A 15,951-nucleotide genomic window follows, 5' to 3' on the forward strand; every position below is an offset into this window, starting at 1 on the left:
GTGTCAGGACATTCGCCATCAGGCGCGGGAGTCAATAAAAACCTCATTATTTTTATTGTTACCGCGCTCTAGGCAAAGCCCCCGATATCAGGCATATAATTTGCTTATGTTTGGCGCTCACGCGCCCTGTCGTGGATGGCGCATTGCGCCGGCGAATAAGGTGTTAAGCCCCTGCCATGAAACCATCGCTAGTCCTGAGAATGGGCCAGCAGCTGACGATGACACCGCAGCTGCAACAGGCCATCCGCCTGCTCCAATTGTCGACCCTGGACCTGCAACAGGAAATCCAGGAGGCCCTGGAGTCCAACCCGATGCTCGAACGCCAGGAAGAAGGCGACGACTTCGATAATGCCGACCCGCTGGCCGACAACATAGAGCAAAAACCCAACACTGACGTCCAGGAACCGTCCTACCAGGAAACCGCACCCACGGTGGATAACCTGGAAGAAGGCGAATGGAACGAACGCATCCCCAATGAACTGCCGGTGGATACGGCCTGGGAAGATGTCTACCAGACCAGCGCCAGCAGCCTGCCCAGCAACGATGATGACGAGTGGGACTTCACCACCCGCACCTCCGTCGGCGAAAGCCTGCAGAGCCACTTGCTGTGGCAACTGAACCTTGCCCCGATGTCCGACACCGATCGCCTGATCGCCGTGACCCTGATCGACTGCATCAACAATCAGGGCTACCTGGACGAAACCCTTGAAGAAATCCTCGAGGCCTTCGACCCGGAGCTGGATATCGAGCTGGACGAAATCGAAGCGGTCCTGCACCGCATCCAGCAGTTCGAGCCTGCCGGCATTGGCGCGCGCAACCTCAGCGAGTGCCTGTTGCTGCAATTGCGCCAGCTGCCCGCCAAGACACCTTGGCTGACCGAGGCCCAACGCCTGGTCACCGACTACATCGACCTGTTGGGCAGCCGCGACTACAGCCAGTTGATGCGGCGGATGAAGCTCAAGGAAGATGACCTGCGCCAGATCATCGAACTGGTACAGAGCCTCAACCCGCGCCCAGGCTCGCAGATCGAGTCCAGCGAAGCCGAATATGTCGTACCTGACGTAATTGTGCGCAAGGACAACGAGCGCTGGCTGGTGGAACTGAACCAGGAATCGGTGCCACGCCTGCGGGTCAACCCGCAGTACGCAGGCTTCGTGCGCCGGGCCGATACCAGTGCCGACAACACGTTCATGCGCAACCAGTTGCAGGAAGCGCGCTGGTTCATCAAGAGCCTGCAAAGCCGCAACGAGACCCTGATGAAAGTGGCCACCCAGATCGTCGAGCATCAGCGCGGCTTCCTGGAGTACGGCGACGAAGCGATGAAGCCATTGGTGCTGCATGACATTGCCGAGGCAGTCGGCATGCATGAATCGACTATTTCCCGGGTCACTACGCAGAAATTCATGCATACCCCACGGGGTATATATGAGCTGAAATACTTTTTCTCCAGCCACGTCAGCACCTCCGAGGGCGGCGAATGCTCGTCCACGGCGATCCGCGCGATCATCAAAAAACTGGTTGCGGCGGAAAATCAGAAAAAGCCGTTGAGTGACAGCAAGATCGCTGGTTTACTGGAAGCACAAGGCATTCAGGTCGCCCGTCGAACCGTCGCCAAGTACCGCGAGTCCCTTGGGATCGCGCCTTCCAGCGAGCGTAAGCGGTTGATGTGACGGGCAGGCCACAGCGTTCCAGTGGCGGGTATCCCTACCCGCCGCTTTATGCACTGGCAACGAAGGAGAAGCTGTATGCAAGTCAACATCAGTGGACACCAACTGGAAGTGACCGAACCGCTGCGCGCCTACATCAGCGAAAAACTCAAACGAATTGAGGGGCATTTCGACAAGATCACCAATGTGCAAGTCATCATGTCTGTCGAAAAGCTGAAGCAGAAAATCGAAGCCACCTTGCGTATACCCGGCGGGGAAGTAGTCGCCAATGCAGAGCATTCAGACATGTATGCCGCCATTGACGACCTGACCGACAAGCTGGATCGCCAAATCAAAAAGCATAAGGAAAAGCAGCAGAGCCTTCTTCAAGGCACAGGCCGCTAACACTCCCCACCCATGATTCGACTTGAAACCATCCTGACCCCCGGCCGTTCCCTCGTGAACGCGCCGGGCGGCAGTAAAAAGAAAGCCCTCGAACAGATTGCCAACCTGATCAGCCGCGAAGTGCCTGAACTGGTGATGCAAGACGTGTATGAGGCCCTGATCGCCCGTGAAAAACTTGGCTCGACCGGTTTTGGCAACGGCATCGCTATTCCTCATTGCCGCCTCAAAGGCTGTGAAACACCGGTAAGCGCCCTGCTGCACCTGGACGCCCCCACTGATTTCGACGCCATCGATGGCGCTCCGGTTGACCTGCTGTTCGTCCTGCTGGTCCCGGAAGCGGCCACCGATGCACACCTGGAGCTGCTCCGGCAGATCGCCAGCATGCTCGACCGTGAAGAAGTACGTAAGAAACTGCGTAGCGCCAGCACCAATGAAGCGCTGTATCAGGTTGTCCTGGATGAGCAAAGCGGGCAGTAATCATGCGTTTGATCATCGTCAGCGGGCGTTCCGGCTCAGGTAAAAGTACGGCCCTCAATGTGCTAGAGGACAACGGCTTCTATTGCATCGACAACTTGCCGGCCGGCCTCCTGCCCGAGCTGGCCGAGCGCGCGCTGATCCATACTGAACTGGCGCAACCGTTGGTGGCCGTTTCGATCGACGCACGCAACCTACCCAGCCACCTCACGCGATTCCCGGAATTGCTTGAAGAGGTACGTGCCAAGCATATTCATTGCGACGTGCTGTACCTGGACGCCGACGAAGAAACGCTGCTCAAGCGCTTCTCGGAGACCCGTCGCCGCCACCCGCTGAGCAGCCCACACCGCTCGCTGGCCGAAGCCATCGAAGACGAGACCAAGCTGTTGGGGCCGATCATCGATTTGGCCGACCTCAAGATCAATACCACTAGCCTGAACCTTTACCAGCTGCGTGACGCCATCAAGCTGCGCCTGCTGAACCAACCGGAACCGGGCACGGCCTTCCTGGTTGAATCCTTTGGTTTCAAGCGGGGCATGCCGGTAGACGCCGACCTGGTATTTGACGTGCGTTGCCTGCCCAACCCTTATTGGAAGCCGGAACTGCGCGATCAGTCCGGGCTGGACCTACCGGTTGCCGAGTACCTGGCGGCGCAACCGGATGTGGAAGAGATGTTCCAGGACATCTCCAGCTACCTGCTCAAGTGGCTACCGCGCTTTGCCGCCAGCAACCGGGCCTACGTCACCATCGCTATCGGCTGTACCGGCGGGCATCACCGCTCCGTCTACCTGACCGAGCGGCTGGGCCAGGTCTTGCAGAAAACCCTCAAGAATGTCCAGGTTCGCCACCGCGACCTCAGCTGAAAGGAACACCTTCGCGATGCCCGCTCTGGAAATTGAAATCATCAACAAACTGGGCCTGCATGCCCGCGCGTCGGCTAAATTTGTCGGGGTAGCGGGCCAGTTTCCTTGCCAGGTGCGTGCCGGGCGTACACCGGAGTCCATGGTCGATGGTAAAAGCATCATGGCCATGATGATGCTCGCCGCAGGCAAGGGCACCAAGATTCATCTGAAGACCGAAGGTGAGCAGGAGCAGGAAGCGCTGGATGCGCTGGTGAAGTTGATCAACAATTACTTCGATGAAGGCGAATAGCCCCTGTACGGGCTTGCGTGGGAGCTGGCTTGCCTGCGATAGCATCACCTCGGTCTAGACGAAAAGCCGAGGTGCCTGCATCGCAGGCAAGCCAGCTCCTACATTGGGTTTGCGCTAGGCATCAGCCCAGCGCTGTATCCATTGCCATCATCAAGCAAAACCCAATGCACAACCCCAGGCTGGCGAGCTTGTCATGGCCATTGCGGCGCGACTCGGGGATCACTTCATGAGTCACCACCAATAGCATCGCCCCCGCCGCCAGGGCCAGGCCCAAAGGCAGCAGCATCTCGGCTAGGCTGACCAACCAGGCACACAGCACGGCAAACACCGGTTCCACCAGCCCGGATGCCGCGCCGATCAAGAAGGCCTTGACCCGCGACATCCCCGCCCCAGCCAACACCAACGCGATCACCAACCCTTCCGGTACATCCTGCAAGGCGATGCCCATGGCCAGGCTGTCGGCATCGGGCATGCCGCCCCCCGCCGAGACGCCCACCGCCATGCCTTCGGGGATGTTGTGGGCAATAATGGCAAATACAAACAGCCAGATGCGTGGTGGAATTACCGGTTTGTCAGGGGTGCCAACCAGCAGCTCCGGACTGGCACCGGAGACCTTGCGGTCCACCAGAAACAGGCCGAAGGCGCCCAGCATGATGCCGAAGCTGATCAGGCCGCTGGACGCCCAGGGGCTGAGCCCCAGGTTTTCAGCGGCGGCAATCCCCGGCACGACCAGCGAAAACGCGGTCGCCGCCAACATCACGCCAGCGCCAAACCCCAGCAGTGTGTCGCTGACCGCCAACGGCATCCGCCGGATCACCAGTACCGGCACCGCGCCCAATGCAGTGCCCAGGGCACAGATTGCGCCACCTTGCAGGGCACGCAGGATCCGCGGCTCGAGGTTCAGCCAGGCCAGCCCGTGGGCCACCAGCAATGCAGTTCCCGCCAATAGCAGCAGCGAGCCAAACGCATAGCGGAACATTCGTACGCTGCTGATCGCCAGTGTTTCAGTGCCCATAGTCGGCCTTAGGTCTTGTTATGAGAGGGCATTAAGCCAGTGCAGCCTGGTAGCGCTCAGCGACTTCCGGCCAGTTGATAACACTGTAGAAAGCGTTGATGTATTCAGGACGGCGGTTCTGATATAGCAGGTAGTAGGCGTGCTCCCAGACGTCCAGACCGAGGATCGGCGTATTGCCGTTCATCAACGGGCTGTCCTGGTTACCACTGCTCTCGACCACCAGGGTCTTTTGCGGGGTCACGCTCAGCCAAGCCCAACCACTGCCGAAGCGGGTCAGCGCAGCTTTGGTGAAGGCCTCCTTGAAGGCATCAAAGCCACCCAACTGCGCATCAATCGCCTGGCCCAGGGCGCCTTCGGGCTTGCCGCCGCCTTTGGGCGACATGACCGCCCAGAACAACGAGTGGTTGGCATGCCCGCCCCCCTGGTTGATCACCGCTGCGCGCAGTTTTTCCGGCAGTTGCTGGACGCTGGAGACCAGTTTCTCGATGGGCCAGCCGGCGAACTCGGTGCCTTCGACGGCGGCATTGAGGTTGTTGATGTAGGTCTGGTGGTGCTTGGTGTAGTGGATTTCCATGGTTTGCGCATCGATATGCGGTTCCAGGGCGTCGTAGGCGTAAGGCAAGGCAGGCAAGGTGTAGGACATATCAATGTGCTCCATAGAAAGGGCTGTTGCGGGTCGGCGCATCCGTCTGCGCCGTATTGCTGCCCAGCAAGCGATGGGTACGGGGGTACTCGCCGTGATCGCTGATGAAATTCAACAGTTCGACGTAGGTCTTGCTGCTCTGGCGCAAGGCTGCCTCGCGCAATGCTTGAGGCAGCCGGGTGTCCTGCATGGTCTGCAGCAAGCGCTGGTGAATGGCGCAGAGGTATTCGGCGCTTTCTTCAGGCTGGTTCAGGCGCAGATGCAGGTCCGCCAGGTTGTGATGGGAAATGACGCAGGCCGCCACCGCCTCGTCGGCATCACCCCAGCGCTCGAACAACACTTGGGCCAGGGCCAGGGCTTGCAGGTAATGCTCGCGGGCATCCACCAGTTCGCCTTGCACAAAGCAGCGATTGGCCCGTTCGATCGTGCGTTTCCAGTGCTCCATGGTGAGCCTCCAAAGCAGGGTCGGTAATTACACGCCACCCGCCGTGAGCTTTTCCGGGTCCAAGAGGACTTCCAGTTGGCTGCGGGGCAGGTCGGTGTGCTCGAGCGCCACATCAATCACCGGCCGGCCTTGTTGATAGGCTTTCTTGGCGATTTCAGCGGCCTTTTGGTACCCAATGATCGGGTTGAGTGCGGTGACCAGGATCGGGTTGCGCGACAGCGCTTCCTTGAGCTTGGGTTCGTTGACCTTGAAGCTGGCGATGGCCTTGTCTGCCAGCAGACGACTGGAGTTGGCCAACAGCTCCAGGCTGCTGAGCAGGTTCTGGGCGATGATCGGCAGCATCACGTTGAGTTCGAAGTTGCCGGACTGACCGGCGATGGTGATTACGCTGTCATTGCCGATCACCTGTGCCGCAACCATTGCGGTGGCCTCTGGAATCACCGGATTGACCTTGCCCGGCATGATCGACGAGCCTGGTTGCAGGCCTTCGAGCTCGATTTCACCGAGACCGGCGAGTGGGCCGGAGTTCATCCAGCGCAGGTCGTTGGCGATTTTCATCAGCGACACGGCAATGGCCTTCAGTTGGCCGGAGACGGCGACGGCGGTGTCCTGGGAGCCAATCAGAGCAAACAGGTTCGTACCCGGTGTGAACTGCACCTGGGTCAGGCTGCTCAACTGCTGGCTGAAACGCGCAGCAAACTCAGGATGCGCATTGATCCCGGTACCTACCGCAGTACCGCCCTGGGCCAGGGCCTGCAGGCTTGGCAACAAGCCCTGCAAGTGAGCGATATTGGCCTTGAGTTGCTGCGCCCACCCTTCGAGCACCTGGCTCATGCGTACAGGCATGGCGTCCATCAGGTGAGTGCGCCCGGTCTTGATGAACGGATGAACCTCTACCGCCTTGCGCTCGATCACCTCAACCAGGTGCAGCAATGCCGGCAACGTCTGTTCATGCAACACCAGCGCGGCGCTGACGTGAATGGTGGTCGGGATGATGTCGTTGCTGCTTTGCCCACAATTGACGTGGTCATTAGGGTTGACCGGTTCGCCCAACAGGCGGCTGGCCAGGGTCGCAAGCACTTCGTTGGCATTCATGTTGGAGCTGGTGCCGGAGCCGGTCTGGAAGATATCCACAGGGAAGTGCTGCATGAAGTCACCTTCCAGCAAACCCTGGGCGGCGTCGACGATGGCTTTGCCCTGGCTTGCACTGATCTGCTTGAGATCGACGTTGGCCTTGGCGGCCGCGGCCTTGGCCAGGATCAGGGCACGGATGAACTGGGTCGGCATGCGCTGGTGGCTGATCGGAAAGTTATCCACCGCACGCTGGGTTTGTGCGCCATACAACGCGTCGGCCGGCACTCGCAGTTCGCCCATGCTGTCGCGTTCGATACGGGTATTACTCATCGGAAGATCCTTGCACCAAGTCGGAGTGAGAAATCGAAGGTTGCAGTTCGCAAGTCGCCAATTGCCAGGCAAAGGTCTGCCAGCGCTTGAGGCGACAGGCGCAGTGAGAGAGGTTTTCCAGGTCGCGCAGCGGGCGCCAGGCCTGGTCCAGGCACGTGGAGCGCCAATGCCAGGGCAAGGCGATATCGGTGGCGGTATCGATCAGCAGGCGGAACGAGGTCTCGGCGATGGTCCACGGGTGCGTAGCCGTGCAGCAGGCCAGGTAGCGCCCCTCGTTCAGATAATGCTCGATCAGGCGCGGCTCGTCAGGGTTGAGCCCACAGCGAATCTGGCGACTCATCCAGCGCCAGCTTTCCAGGTAGGGATCCTCGTGCAGGACAGAACTCATGATCCACGCTCACTCGATAATGATATTTATTATTAAATGATATTGAGAATCAATACAAGCTCTTGAACCTATACCTTTGTCGGCCTTGGGATATTCCAGGCAAAAAAAAGCGCCACCCTTGGGGTGGCGCTGTTGTGTAACCGGTTGGTACTTAGCTGCCGGCGACGGTCATGCGTTCGATCAGCACCGAGCCAGTGCGGATATTGCTGCGCAGTTCCAGATCGTTACCCACGGCGACGATCTGTTTGAACATATCGCGCATGTTGCCGGCGATGGTCACTTCCTGGACTGCGAACTGAATTTCGCCATTCTCCACCCAGAACCCTGCCGCACCTCGGGAATAATCCCCCGTCACCATGTTCAAGCCATGGCCCATCAATTCGGTCACCAACAAGCCACGGCCCATGCGCCGCAGCAGCGCCGCCTGGTCTTCGTCGCCATGGGTCACGAACAGGTTGTGCACGCCACCGGAGTTGGCGGTGCTGGGCAAACCGAGCTTGCGCCCGGCGTAGGTACCGAGCACGTAGGACACCAGCTCACCGTTCTCGACAAACGGCTTGGCGTAGGTTGCCAGGCCATCGCCATCAAAGGCCGAGCTGCCCATGGCGCGCATCAGGTGCGGGCGCTCATCCAGGGTCAGCCACTCGGGAAACAACTTCTGCCCCAGCGCGCCCTCAAGGAACGACGACTTGCGGTACAGGTTGCCCCCGGAAATCGCCCCCAGGAAACTGCCGAACAGGCCACCCGCCAACTCCGCCGAAAACAGCACCGGCACTTCGCACGTCGGCACCGGGCGTGCGCCCAGGCGGCTCGCGGCCCGTTGCGCGGCGCGCTGGCCAATGCTCACCGGGTCCGCCAACAACTCACCCTGGCGACTTACGTCATACCAGTAGTCACGCTGCATCTGGCCATCGGCCTCGGCAATCATCACGCAGCTCAAGCTATGGCGTGTCGACGCGTAGCCGCCGATAAACCCGTGGCTGTTGCCATACACACGGCAACCTTGATGGGTACTCAGGGTAGTGCCATCGGCATTCTTGATCCGGCTGTCGGTGTCGAACGCCGCGGCTTCGCAGGCCAGGGCCTTTTCGATGGCCTGCTCGGGGGTGATATCCCAGGCGTGATACAGATCGAAATCTTTCAGGTCCCGCGCCATCAGGGCCGCATCCGCCAAGCCCGAGGCCTCGTCTTCGGAAGTGTGCTTGGCAATCGCCAGGGCGGCGGCGACGGTTTCGCGAATGGCTTCCGGGCCACTGGCCGAGGTGCTGGCCGAGCCTTTGCGCTGCCCCACATACAAGGTGATGCCAAAACCCTGGTCGCGGTTGAACTCAACGGTTTCCACCTCCCGCTGGCGTACCGAAGTCGATAGGCCCTGCTCCAGGGATACCGCCACTTCACAGGCACTGGCACCCTGGCGCTTGGCCTCCGCGATGATCTGTTCAACTTGTTCCTGCAGTGCCGGTAACGCTTGTGGACCGACGCTTTGGGCTGCACTCATGGTGTTCTCCACTCAAATTCTGCTTTCGGTTAAGGCCATCGAGCGACCGGGCCGGACAAGCGGCCCCCGACTGGTTATCATGGCGGCGTTTCTTTGCGGACTGCCACCATGGTTGATTCTTACGACGACTCCCTCGATGGGGAGAAAAGCAAAACCCAGGTCAAACGCGAGCTGCATGCTCTGGTTGATCTCGGCGAGCGCCTTACAACACTCAAGCCGGACTTGATTGCCAAACTGCCTCTGACCGACGAAATGCGCCGGGCCCTGGCAGATGCACCCAAGCACACGGCGAATATCGCGCGTAAACGGCACATCATGTTTATCGGCAAGCTGATGCGCGACCAGGACACTGACGCCATTCTGACTTTGCTCGACCAACTCGATGCTTCCACACGCCAGTACAACGAACGTTTCCATAACCTGGAGCGTTGGCGCGACCGCCTGATCGGCGGTGACGACGCTGTACTGGAGAAGTTCGTCCTGGACTATCCGGATGCCGACCGCCAGCAACTGCGCTCCCTGATCCGTCAGGCCCAGCACGAACTGGCACAGAACAAGGCGCCGGCCACCAGCCGTAAAATCTTCAAGTACATCCGTGAGCTGGACGAGACTCAACGCGGCCTGCGCTGATCCTCTTCCCCGGGTGGCGGTCTTCGCCACCCGAAGCTCCACGCCTTACGACCCCGTGCCACCCACGGTGATCGCATCAATTTTCAGAGTTGGCTGGCCGACACCGACCGGCACCGACTGCCCATCCTTGCCACACATCCCCACCCCGCTGTCCAGCGCCAGGTCGTTACCGACCATCGACACCTTGCTCATGGCTTCCGGGCCGTTGCCAATCAGGGTTGCCCCCTTGACCGGCGCGGTAATCTTGCCGTCCTCGATCAAATAGGCTTCGCTGGTGGAGAACACGAACTTGCCGCTGGTGATGTCCACCTGACCGCCACCAAGGTTGGCGCAATAGATCCCGCGCTTCACCGAGGCAATGATCTCTGCCGGATCGCTTTCGCCTGCGAGCATGTAGGTATTGGTCATGCGGGGCATCGGCAAATGCGCGTAGGACTCGCGACGACCGTTGCCGGTGCGCGCCACACCCATCAGGCGCGCGTTGAGCTTGTCTTGCATGTAGCCCTTGAGCACACCGTTTTCGATCAGCGTGGTGCACTCGGTCGGCGTCCCTTCGTCGTCGACGCTCAGGGAACCACGGCGGCCAGCCAACGTGCCGTCATCGACGATGGTGCAGAGTTTGGAGGCGACCATTTCGCCCATGCGCCCGCTGTAGGCGGAACTGCCCTTGCGGTTGAAGTCGCCTTCCAGGCCATGCCCTACCGCTTCGTGGAGCAATACACCCGACCAGCCCGAGCCCAGCACCACCGGCAACGTACCGGCCGGTGCGGGGATGGCTTCCAGATTGACCAGCGCCTGGCGCAACGCCTCGCGGGCATAGCCCATGGCGCGGTCTTCGGCGAGGAAATAGCGATAATCCGTACGCCCACCGCCGCCATGGCCGCCGCGCTCGCGACGCCCGTTCTGCTCGACGATCACACTGACATTGAAACGCACCAGCGGCCGCACATCCGCCGCCAGGCTACCATCGGTGGATGCCACCAGGATCCGCTCCCAGACCCCGGCCATGCTCACGCTCACCTGCTGGATGCGCGGGTCAAGGGCACGGGTTGCAGCATCCACGCGTTTGAGCAGCTCGACCTTTTCGGCTCGGGTCATGACTTCCAACGGGTTATCCGGGCCGTACAACTGGGTCACGTCCTGGGTGCTGAACGCTTGCACGGTGCCATTCTGCCCAGCGCGGGAAATCGAGCGCGCCGCGCGGGCGGCCAGGCCCAGGGCTTCCAGGGTGATGGCATTGCTGTAGGCGAAGCCGGTCTTTTCACCGGATTGCGCACGCACGCCAACCCCTTGGTCCATGTTGAAGCTGCCATCCTTGACGATCCCGTCTTCCAGGGACCATGACTCGGAGATCTGGCCCTGGAAATACAGGTCTGCGGCATCGATGCCCGGCCCGGCCAGGTCGCCCAGTACGGTTTGCAGATTTTCGATGGTCACGCCACCGGGCGCCAGGAGGTGTTCACTGACTGAGGACAACAACTCGCTCATAGGTTCGGCCTTAAATTCATCGTTCTGAAGCAGGTCGCTGCGCGCCCTGCGAGAAAAAGCGCCGGTGGCCTGCCACCGGCATGCGCGCCCGTATCGACGCTTGTTCGCTGCTATCGCGTTCGGCCAACAACACCGCTTCGCCTTGATTCTGTTGTGCCAGCACTCGCCCCCATGGGTCGACAATCGCCCCATGGCCATAGGTTTCCCGCGGCCCCGGATGTACTCCGCCCTGGGCGGCCGCCAGCAGGTAACACTGGGTTTCGATGGCCCGAGCACGGATCAGCACATCCCAGTGCGCCGCGCCGGTTACCGCCGTAAAGGCCGAAGGCGCGGTAATCAATTCGGCGCCCGCCGCGCGCAATTCGCTGTACAGCTCCGGGAAGCGCAAGTCGTAACAGACCGTGAGCCCCAGACGCCCTACCGGCGTATCGGCCACCACCACTTGGTTGCCGTAAGCATAGTCGTCGGATTCACGATAACGACCGCGCGTGTCAGCCACATCCACGTCAAACAGGTGCAGCTTGTCGTAACGGGCCGCGATCTGCCCCTGCGCGTCGATCAACAGCGAGCAGGCGTTGGACTTGGCGTCGGGCTGCCCGAGGGGAGGCAATGGCAAGGTACCGGCCACTATCCATAAGTTGAGGTCGCGGGCGGCCAGTTTCAACCAGGGCAGGATCGGCCCCTCGCCAACCGCTTCGGCGCGGCCGATAGCCGCCACGTCGCGGCGGCCCATGGCGGCGAAGTTTTCCGGCAGGACCGCCAGTTGCGCGCCCCCTGCCGCCGCCCGCTCCAGCAAGCTCCGGGCTTGGGCTAGGTTGGCCAGGACGTCGCTCTGGCTGACCATCTGGATTACCGCAAAGCACATGGGCCGACACTCCAAAAAAAGCATGGGGCCATGCTACTCCACAGGCGCTTACTGTGGTTTTTCAAATGGCTTGTCAAAGGTGATTTTGGGATCTTTCCAGGGCCCTTCCACCTTGTACTGGACGCTGGCGAAACGCGACACCCGATCACCGATCAGCTTGTCGATCAGGAACAACGCGCCACCAATGGCCGGCGCGCCCACAATCAACGCGGCAATCGGCAGGTTGTTGGTCACCGGCAAAGTCACCAGCAACTTGGCATCCACACGATCGGCAACCAGGTCCAGGGTGCCGTTAAGCTCCAGGTTGCTCGACGGCCCGGTGAGGATGATCGGCTCGCGGGTCACAAACACACCATTGCTGGCGGCCAGCAGGCCCTTGACCCGGTCGTAGCTCAGGCCCTTGCCAAGCAAATCCGAGAAGTCCAGGCGCAAACGCCGGCCAATCGAGTTGAAGTTCAGCAGGCCAAATACCCGCAACGCCTGGGCACCGCCCTCGACCTCGACGAACTGGCCCTTGCGGAACGAAGCATCCAGGCTGCCGGAAAAACGCTTGGGCCCAACCCACGCGGGCGAACCCGGCCAGCGCCCGTCAACATCCAGATGGAAGTCCTGGCTGGTGACCGTGGGCGCAAAACCCCAGCCCTTGAGCACATCGGCGATGTTCTTGCCGTCCAGGCGCCCCTTGTACCAACTGCTGCTGGCGCCCGGCGCACCCTCCCAGCCACCGGCCCCCTTGAGCTGCATGCCCTTGAGGCCCAGGTCGAGGTTGTTGAACGCCATGCCCTTGGCTGTCGGACGCACCTTCAACGACCAGGCGCCGATCAAGTCAGGCCCCTGGAACAACTGGGCAATGGCGATATCCAGCGCGGGAATGTCCTTGGGATCGATGCTCGCCAGGGGATCAGGCGCGTTTTCATCGGCCTGCACCGTAGGATCGACCGCCGGCAACTTCACGTACTGCAGGTTGATGGCAATGGGGGCGCCCTTGGCATCCGGCAGGCCAACAGTGCCCTTGACCTGCTGGCTGTCGAGCTGCAAGCCCCAGGCGGCAGGCTTGCGGTCCAGTTTCAGGGCGACCTGGTCGAGTTGGGTACCAAACCCTGTCAGCTTGCCGATCTTGAAGTCGGCACTGCTCAACAGTTGCTTGGCATTGCCGCCTGGGTCATTGCCGGCGTAACGGTCGACCAACTTCTTCCAGGGATCGATATCCAGCTCCGACAATACCCCGCGAATCCGCAAGCCCTTGCCACCGGGCAGCAAGGCATCACCATCCCCGAGGAACAGCTCGCCACGGCCCTGGGTAAAATTGTTCGCCGGAGCGGCAAAGGTAAAGTTTGCCAACTCGCCGTAATCAAACCAGTAGCGCCGCTCCGCGCCCTGCAACGTCATGCGCAACACACTGTCACGGCCCTGGCTGGCGGGCATGCCAAATGGCGCAGGCAAATCCACCGCCACGCCCTTGAGGTTGGAGCTGACCCGCAACTGGCTGTCGGCACCGTCCAGGTCCAGTTGCAGTTGATAAGGGATATCTCCGGATACGGGCAGCGGCTGGCTGACTTTCAGCCAGTCGGTGAGCCGCTTGACCGTCACCTGGCCCTTGGCCGTGACCCGCGTGCTGAGATTGCCCGGTCTGCCACCGGCCGCAATCTGCGCCGTGATCGGCCGGTCGAAGGCTTGGGCGCTGATGTTCTGCCCACTCAGGCCCTTGGCACTGTCGAAGCGGAACTCACCCTTGAGCTGGTTCAGGTCCAGAGTCGGCTCGGCCAGTTGCAGGCGCGCCTTGTCGGTCTTGAAGTCCACCACGATCTTCGGCTCGGTGCCCTTGGCCAGGGGAATATCCAGGTCCAGGGAACCTTGCAGGTCGCCCTCGCCCTTCCAGCCGGCAAACGTCGATGCCGTACCGATGGGCGCGTCCTGGAGGATCTTCAGGCCGTCCCCCAGCCCACCGGCAAACCCGCCCGTCAGCAGCAGATGGCTGTCATGGCCGGGCAACGCATGGGGAATGTTGACGTAGATCCCCTTGACCTTGGTATCGAGCAATTGCCCCTTGCTGGCCAGGATGCGCACGCCGGTCTCTTCGACAAACACTTCACCGGCCACCTTGCTCACATGAGGCCAGCCCGGCTGGAACGCCAACTCGGCATCATGCACCTTGAAGAACAGGCTGATATTGCGTGCCGCCGTCACCGCATCGTGGTTCAGCGAGCCTTGATACTGGAAGAAGCCTTCATCGACCGCGCCCTTGAGAATTGCCGTACGCAGCCATTCATCCAGGGCCGGGCTCAGGACCGCCGGCAAGTATTTGGGGGTAAAGCGCCCATCGCCATCGACCATGCCGACCCGCAGGTCCATGTAGTCTTCCTGGCTATGATCGAAATGCAGGCGAATCAGGAAATCCGCTGCGATCTTGCCCTCTTCCCCCAGCACCTTGATATACGGCGCGATCAGCGTGAAACCTTGCTTATCCAGCTTCCACGTCAGGCGCGCGTTGGCCTGGAGGTACTGCCAGGGCTTGGCGAAAATCGGGTCCAGGTGCAGGACGAAATCCTTGCTGTCCATGCGCAGTTCGCCCTGGCCCAGGTCACCGCTGATGCTGCCGGAGACGTTGCGGGCTGCCGGCGCGCCGAAATAGGCGTCAAAGCCCACGCGCTCGAGGTTGGCAGCAAAGCTCACGCGCTGATCGCCCGCGTCCTGGGGACGATAATCCACCAGCACATTGCGCAGCACGCCCGTGGCCTTCAACGCTTCGACGGTCTTGGCAAAACCTTCCGGCAATGGCGCGAGGGCGTTGAGCAGAGGGGTAATCGGTGTCAGGTCCAGGCGGTCGGCCTGCAGCCTCCAGGTTTCCTGCGCCTTATCAGTGGCCAGGGTTTGCTGCAATTGCAGGTGCGACTCCCAACGGGTGTCGCCCAGGTTCATGGCCAACGAATCGAAGATCACCTTCAGGCCGCTGTCGCTGCGCTGCAGGTAAGCCGTCAGGCCCAGGTTCTGGATGCTCGTGGGCTTGCGCTGGGCATAACGGACCTTCACCTGTGGCGCATTGAGCCGGGCGGCGGCGCTTTGCAGCGTGCCATTGGCCCAGGTCAGCCAGAATTCACCGCCGGCTTTCAACTCGCTGAGTTTCCAGTCCCGAGTCAACTTCGCCGGAATCCACTGCGCCCAATTGCTCTGGGGCAGGCTCAGGTAGGCCTGCACTTCACCGTCGCGCCACTGGCTGGCACGGATCCGCGTGCGCAGGCTGAGGGCCAGCGGTTGCCCATCGGGCAAGGTCAGGCGCGCATCCAGGCGCTGGCGGGTGGTACCGGTTTGCAGGCTCAGCCCCACATAGGTCAAGGTCAGCGGCGCTTGCTCGAACGGCTGCAAGGTGACCTGGCTGTCCAGCAGCGAGACCTTGGCCACCGCCTGCATGCGCTTGAGCAGTTGCTCGGGGTCCAGGGGCTGGTCGTCCTGCACCGGCAGGCCTTGCAACGCCCAGCGGCCGTCCTGGTCTTCCTTGACGCTGAGCTGCAAGCCGCTGACTTCCAGATGGGCAATGCGCACATCCCACGCCAGCAGGCTGGCCCACAGGTCGGGCACCACTTGCACCTGGTCCAGGCGCAAGGCACTGCTGCCTTCACCGACCATCACGTCATGGGCCAGCAATACCGGGGCAAAACCGCTCCAGCGCCCCTCCAGGCTGCCAATACTCAGGGGCATAGCAACCGCCGCCTGCGCCTTGGCCTCGACTTCGCCGCGGTACTCCGCCACCAATGGCGTCAATTCACGACCCAGGCTGACGTAGACCGCCGCCAGTACCAACAGCAATGCACACAGGCCAAGGCCCCAACGGGTCAGTGCGGCAAAAAAGCGTTGCAGACGCTCCATGTCAGGCGACCCTCAAGGTAATAGTCGGACGGCA

15 protein-coding genes are annotated in these 15,951 nt (G+C 61.2%); 6 read left to right on the forward strand and 9 right to left on the reverse strand.

The annotated features are described in order from the left end of the window. Positions 1-176 precede the first annotated feature (176 nt). The 5 genes from HBO05_RS06840 to HBO05_RS06860 all read left to right on the forward strand — a co-directional run bounded on the left by HBO05_RS06840 (position 177) and on the right by HBO05_RS06860 (position 3,677). Positions 177-1,670: an RNA polymerase factor sigma-54 gene (locus HBO05_RS06840; protein WP_169950879.1), complete on the forward strand. Its 1,494-nt coding sequence runs from the start codon at positions 177-179 to the stop codon at positions 1,668-1,670. A 75-nt stretch (positions 1,671-1,745) separates the two neighbouring features. After that, the gene (raiA, locus tag HBO05_RS06845) at positions 1,746-2,051 is read left to right on the forward strand and encodes a ribosome-associated translation inhibitor RaiA (protein ID WP_032860085.1); all 306 of its coding nucleotides are present in this window, start codon (positions 1,746-1,748) and stop codon (positions 2,049-2,051) included. Positions 2,052-2,063: 12 nt separating this feature from the next. Next, positions 2,064-2,528 (forward strand): PTS IIA-like nitrogen regulatory protein PtsN, encoded by a 465-nt coding sequence (gene ptsN / locus HBO05_RS06850; RefSeq protein ID WP_029291796.1) that lies wholly within the window; start codon positions 2,064-2,066, stop codon positions 2,526-2,528. 2 nt (positions 2,529-2,530) lie between these two features. After that, positions 2,531-3,388 carry an RNase adapter RapZ gene (rapZ, locus tag HBO05_RS06855; protein WP_169950881.1) on the forward strand — a complete coding sequence of 286 codons (858 nt, stop codon included), beginning with the start codon at positions 2,531-2,533 and terminating at the stop codon, positions 3,386-3,388. A 16-nt stretch (positions 3,389-3,404) separates the two neighbouring features. Further along, entirely contained in the window at positions 3,405-3,677 is a 273-nt protein-coding gene (locus tag HBO05_RS06860; protein ID WP_170041742.1) for an HPr family phosphocarrier protein, read from the forward strand. 121 nt (positions 3,678-3,798) lie between these two features. Here HBO05_RS06860 and HBO05_RS06865 read toward each other — a convergent pair whose 3' ends face one another. The 6 genes from HBO05_RS06865 to pmbA form a co-directional block, all read right to left on the reverse strand. Continuing rightward, positions 3,799-4,692, reverse strand: coding sequence for a ZIP family metal transporter (locus tag HBO05_RS06865; RefSeq protein ID WP_169950885.1), 894 nt, complete (start codon positions 4,690-4,692; stop codon positions 3,799-3,801). Positions 4,693-4,723: 31 nt separating this feature from the next. After that, positions 4,724-5,335, reverse strand: coding sequence for a superoxide dismutase (locus HBO05_RS06870; RefSeq protein WP_169950887.1), 612 nt, complete (start codon positions 5,333-5,335; stop codon positions 4,724-4,726). Position 5,336: 1 nt separating this feature from the next. Beyond that, entirely contained in the window at positions 5,337-5,780 is a 444-nt protein-coding gene (locus HBO05_RS06875) for a hypothetical protein (protein ID WP_170056738.1), read from the reverse strand. A gap of 27 nt (positions 5,781-5,807) precedes the next feature. After that, positions 5,808-7,184: a class II fumarate hydratase gene (locus HBO05_RS06880; RefSeq protein WP_169950891.1), complete on the reverse strand. Its 1,377-nt coding sequence runs from the start codon at positions 7,182-7,184 to the stop codon at positions 5,808-5,810. After that, entirely contained in the window at positions 7,177-7,572 is a 396-nt protein-coding gene (locus tag HBO05_RS06885) for a FagA protein (RefSeq protein ID WP_169950894.1), read from the reverse strand. The genes HBO05_RS06880 and HBO05_RS06885 overlap by 8 nt, the downstream gene beginning before the upstream one ends. Before the next feature lie 151 nt (positions 7,573-7,723). Further along, positions 7,724-9,070 (reverse strand): metalloprotease PmbA, encoded by a 1,347-nt coding sequence (gene pmbA / locus HBO05_RS06890; RefSeq protein ID WP_169950896.1) that lies wholly within the window; start codon positions 9,068-9,070, stop codon positions 7,724-7,726. A gap of 108 nt (positions 9,071-9,178) precedes the next feature. On the opposite strand from pmbA, the gene yjgA reads away from it, so the two are divergent. After that, positions 9,179-9,700: a ribosome biogenesis factor YjgA gene (yjgA, locus tag HBO05_RS06895; RefSeq protein WP_029291815.1), complete on the forward strand. Its 522-nt coding sequence runs from the start codon at positions 9,179-9,181 to the stop codon at positions 9,698-9,700. Positions 9,701-9,745: 45 nt separating this feature from the next. On the opposite strand, the gene tldD is transcribed toward yjgA, so the two are convergent. The 3 genes from tldD to HBO05_RS06910 are packed head-to-tail and all read right to left on the reverse strand — an operon-like array spanning position 9,746 to position 15,917. Continuing rightward, entirely contained in the window at positions 9,746-11,188 is a 1,443-nt protein-coding gene (gene tldD / locus HBO05_RS06900; protein WP_169950898.1) for a metalloprotease TldD, read from the reverse strand. 16 nt (positions 11,189-11,204) lie between these two features. Next, positions 11,205-12,053 (reverse strand): carbon-nitrogen hydrolase family protein, encoded by an 849-nt coding sequence (locus tag HBO05_RS06905; RefSeq protein WP_169950900.1) that lies wholly within the window; start codon positions 12,051-12,053, stop codon positions 11,205-11,207. A 48-nt stretch (positions 12,054-12,101) separates the two neighbouring features. Next, positions 12,102-15,917, reverse strand: coding sequence for a YhdP family protein (locus HBO05_RS06910; RefSeq protein ID WP_170056737.1), 3,816 nt, complete (start codon positions 15,915-15,917; stop codon positions 12,102-12,104). Positions 15,918-15,951: the final 34 nt, after the last annotated feature.

The sequence above is a fragment of the Pseudomonas sp. WS 5079 genome (assembly GCF_012985465.1).
Lineage (GTDB): Bacteria > Pseudomonadota > Gammaproteobacteria > Pseudomonadales > Pseudomonadaceae > Aquipseudomonas.

Excerpts from the sequence above, each read along its gene's own strand:
- HBO05_RS06840 (WP_169950879.1), top strand. The coding sequence starts at position 177 with ATGAAACCATCGCTAGTCCTGAGAATGGGCCAGCAGCTGACGATGACA.
- raiA (WP_032860085.1), top strand. The coding sequence starts at position 1,746 with ATGCAAGTCAACATCAGTGGACACCAACTGGAAGTGACCGAACCGCTG.
- ptsN (WP_029291796.1), top strand. The coding sequence starts at position 2,064 with ATGATTCGACTTGAAACCATCCTGACCCCCGGCCGTTCCCTCGTGAAC.
- rapZ (WP_169950881.1), top strand. The coding sequence starts at position 2,531 with ATGCGTTTGATCATCGTCAGCGGGCGTTCCGGCTCAGGTAAAAGTACG.
- HBO05_RS06860 (WP_170041742.1), top strand. The coding sequence starts at position 3,405 with ATGCCCGCTCTGGAAATTGAAATCATCAACAAACTGGGCCTGCATGCC.
- HBO05_RS06865 (WP_169950885.1), bottom strand. The coding sequence starts at position 4,692 with ATGGGCACTGAAACACTGGCGATCAGCAGCGTACGAATGTTCCGCTAT.
- HBO05_RS06870 (WP_169950887.1), bottom strand. The coding sequence starts at position 5,335 with ATGTCCTACACCTTGCCTGCCTTGCCTTACGCCTACGACGCCCTGGAA.
- HBO05_RS06875 (WP_170056738.1), bottom strand. The coding sequence starts at position 5,780 with ATGGAGCACTGGAAACGCACGATCGAACGGGCCAATCGCTGCTTTGTG.
- HBO05_RS06880 (WP_169950891.1), bottom strand. The coding sequence starts at position 7,184 with ATGAGTAATACCCGTATCGAACGCGACAGCATGGGCGAACTGCGAGTG.
- HBO05_RS06885 (WP_169950894.1), bottom strand. The coding sequence starts at position 7,572 with ATGAGTTCTGTCCTGCACGAGGATCCCTACCTGGAAAGCTGGCGCTGG.
- pmbA (WP_169950896.1), bottom strand. The coding sequence starts at position 9,070 with ATGAGTGCAGCCCAAAGCGTCGGTCCACAAGCGTTACCGGCACTGCAG.
- yjgA (WP_029291815.1), top strand. The coding sequence starts at position 9,179 with ATGGTTGATTCTTACGACGACTCCCTCGATGGGGAGAAAAGCAAAACC.
- tldD (WP_169950898.1), bottom strand. The coding sequence starts at position 11,188 with ATGAGCGAGTTGTTGTCCTCAGTCAGTGAACACCTCCTGGCGCCCGGT.
- HBO05_RS06905 (WP_169950900.1), bottom strand. The coding sequence starts at position 12,053 with ATGTGCTTTGCGGTAATCCAGATGGTCAGCCAGAGCGACGTCCTGGCC.
- HBO05_RS06910 (WP_170056737.1), bottom strand. The coding sequence starts at position 15,917 with ATGGAGCGTCTGCAACGCTTTTTTGCCGCACTGACCCGTTGGGGCCTT.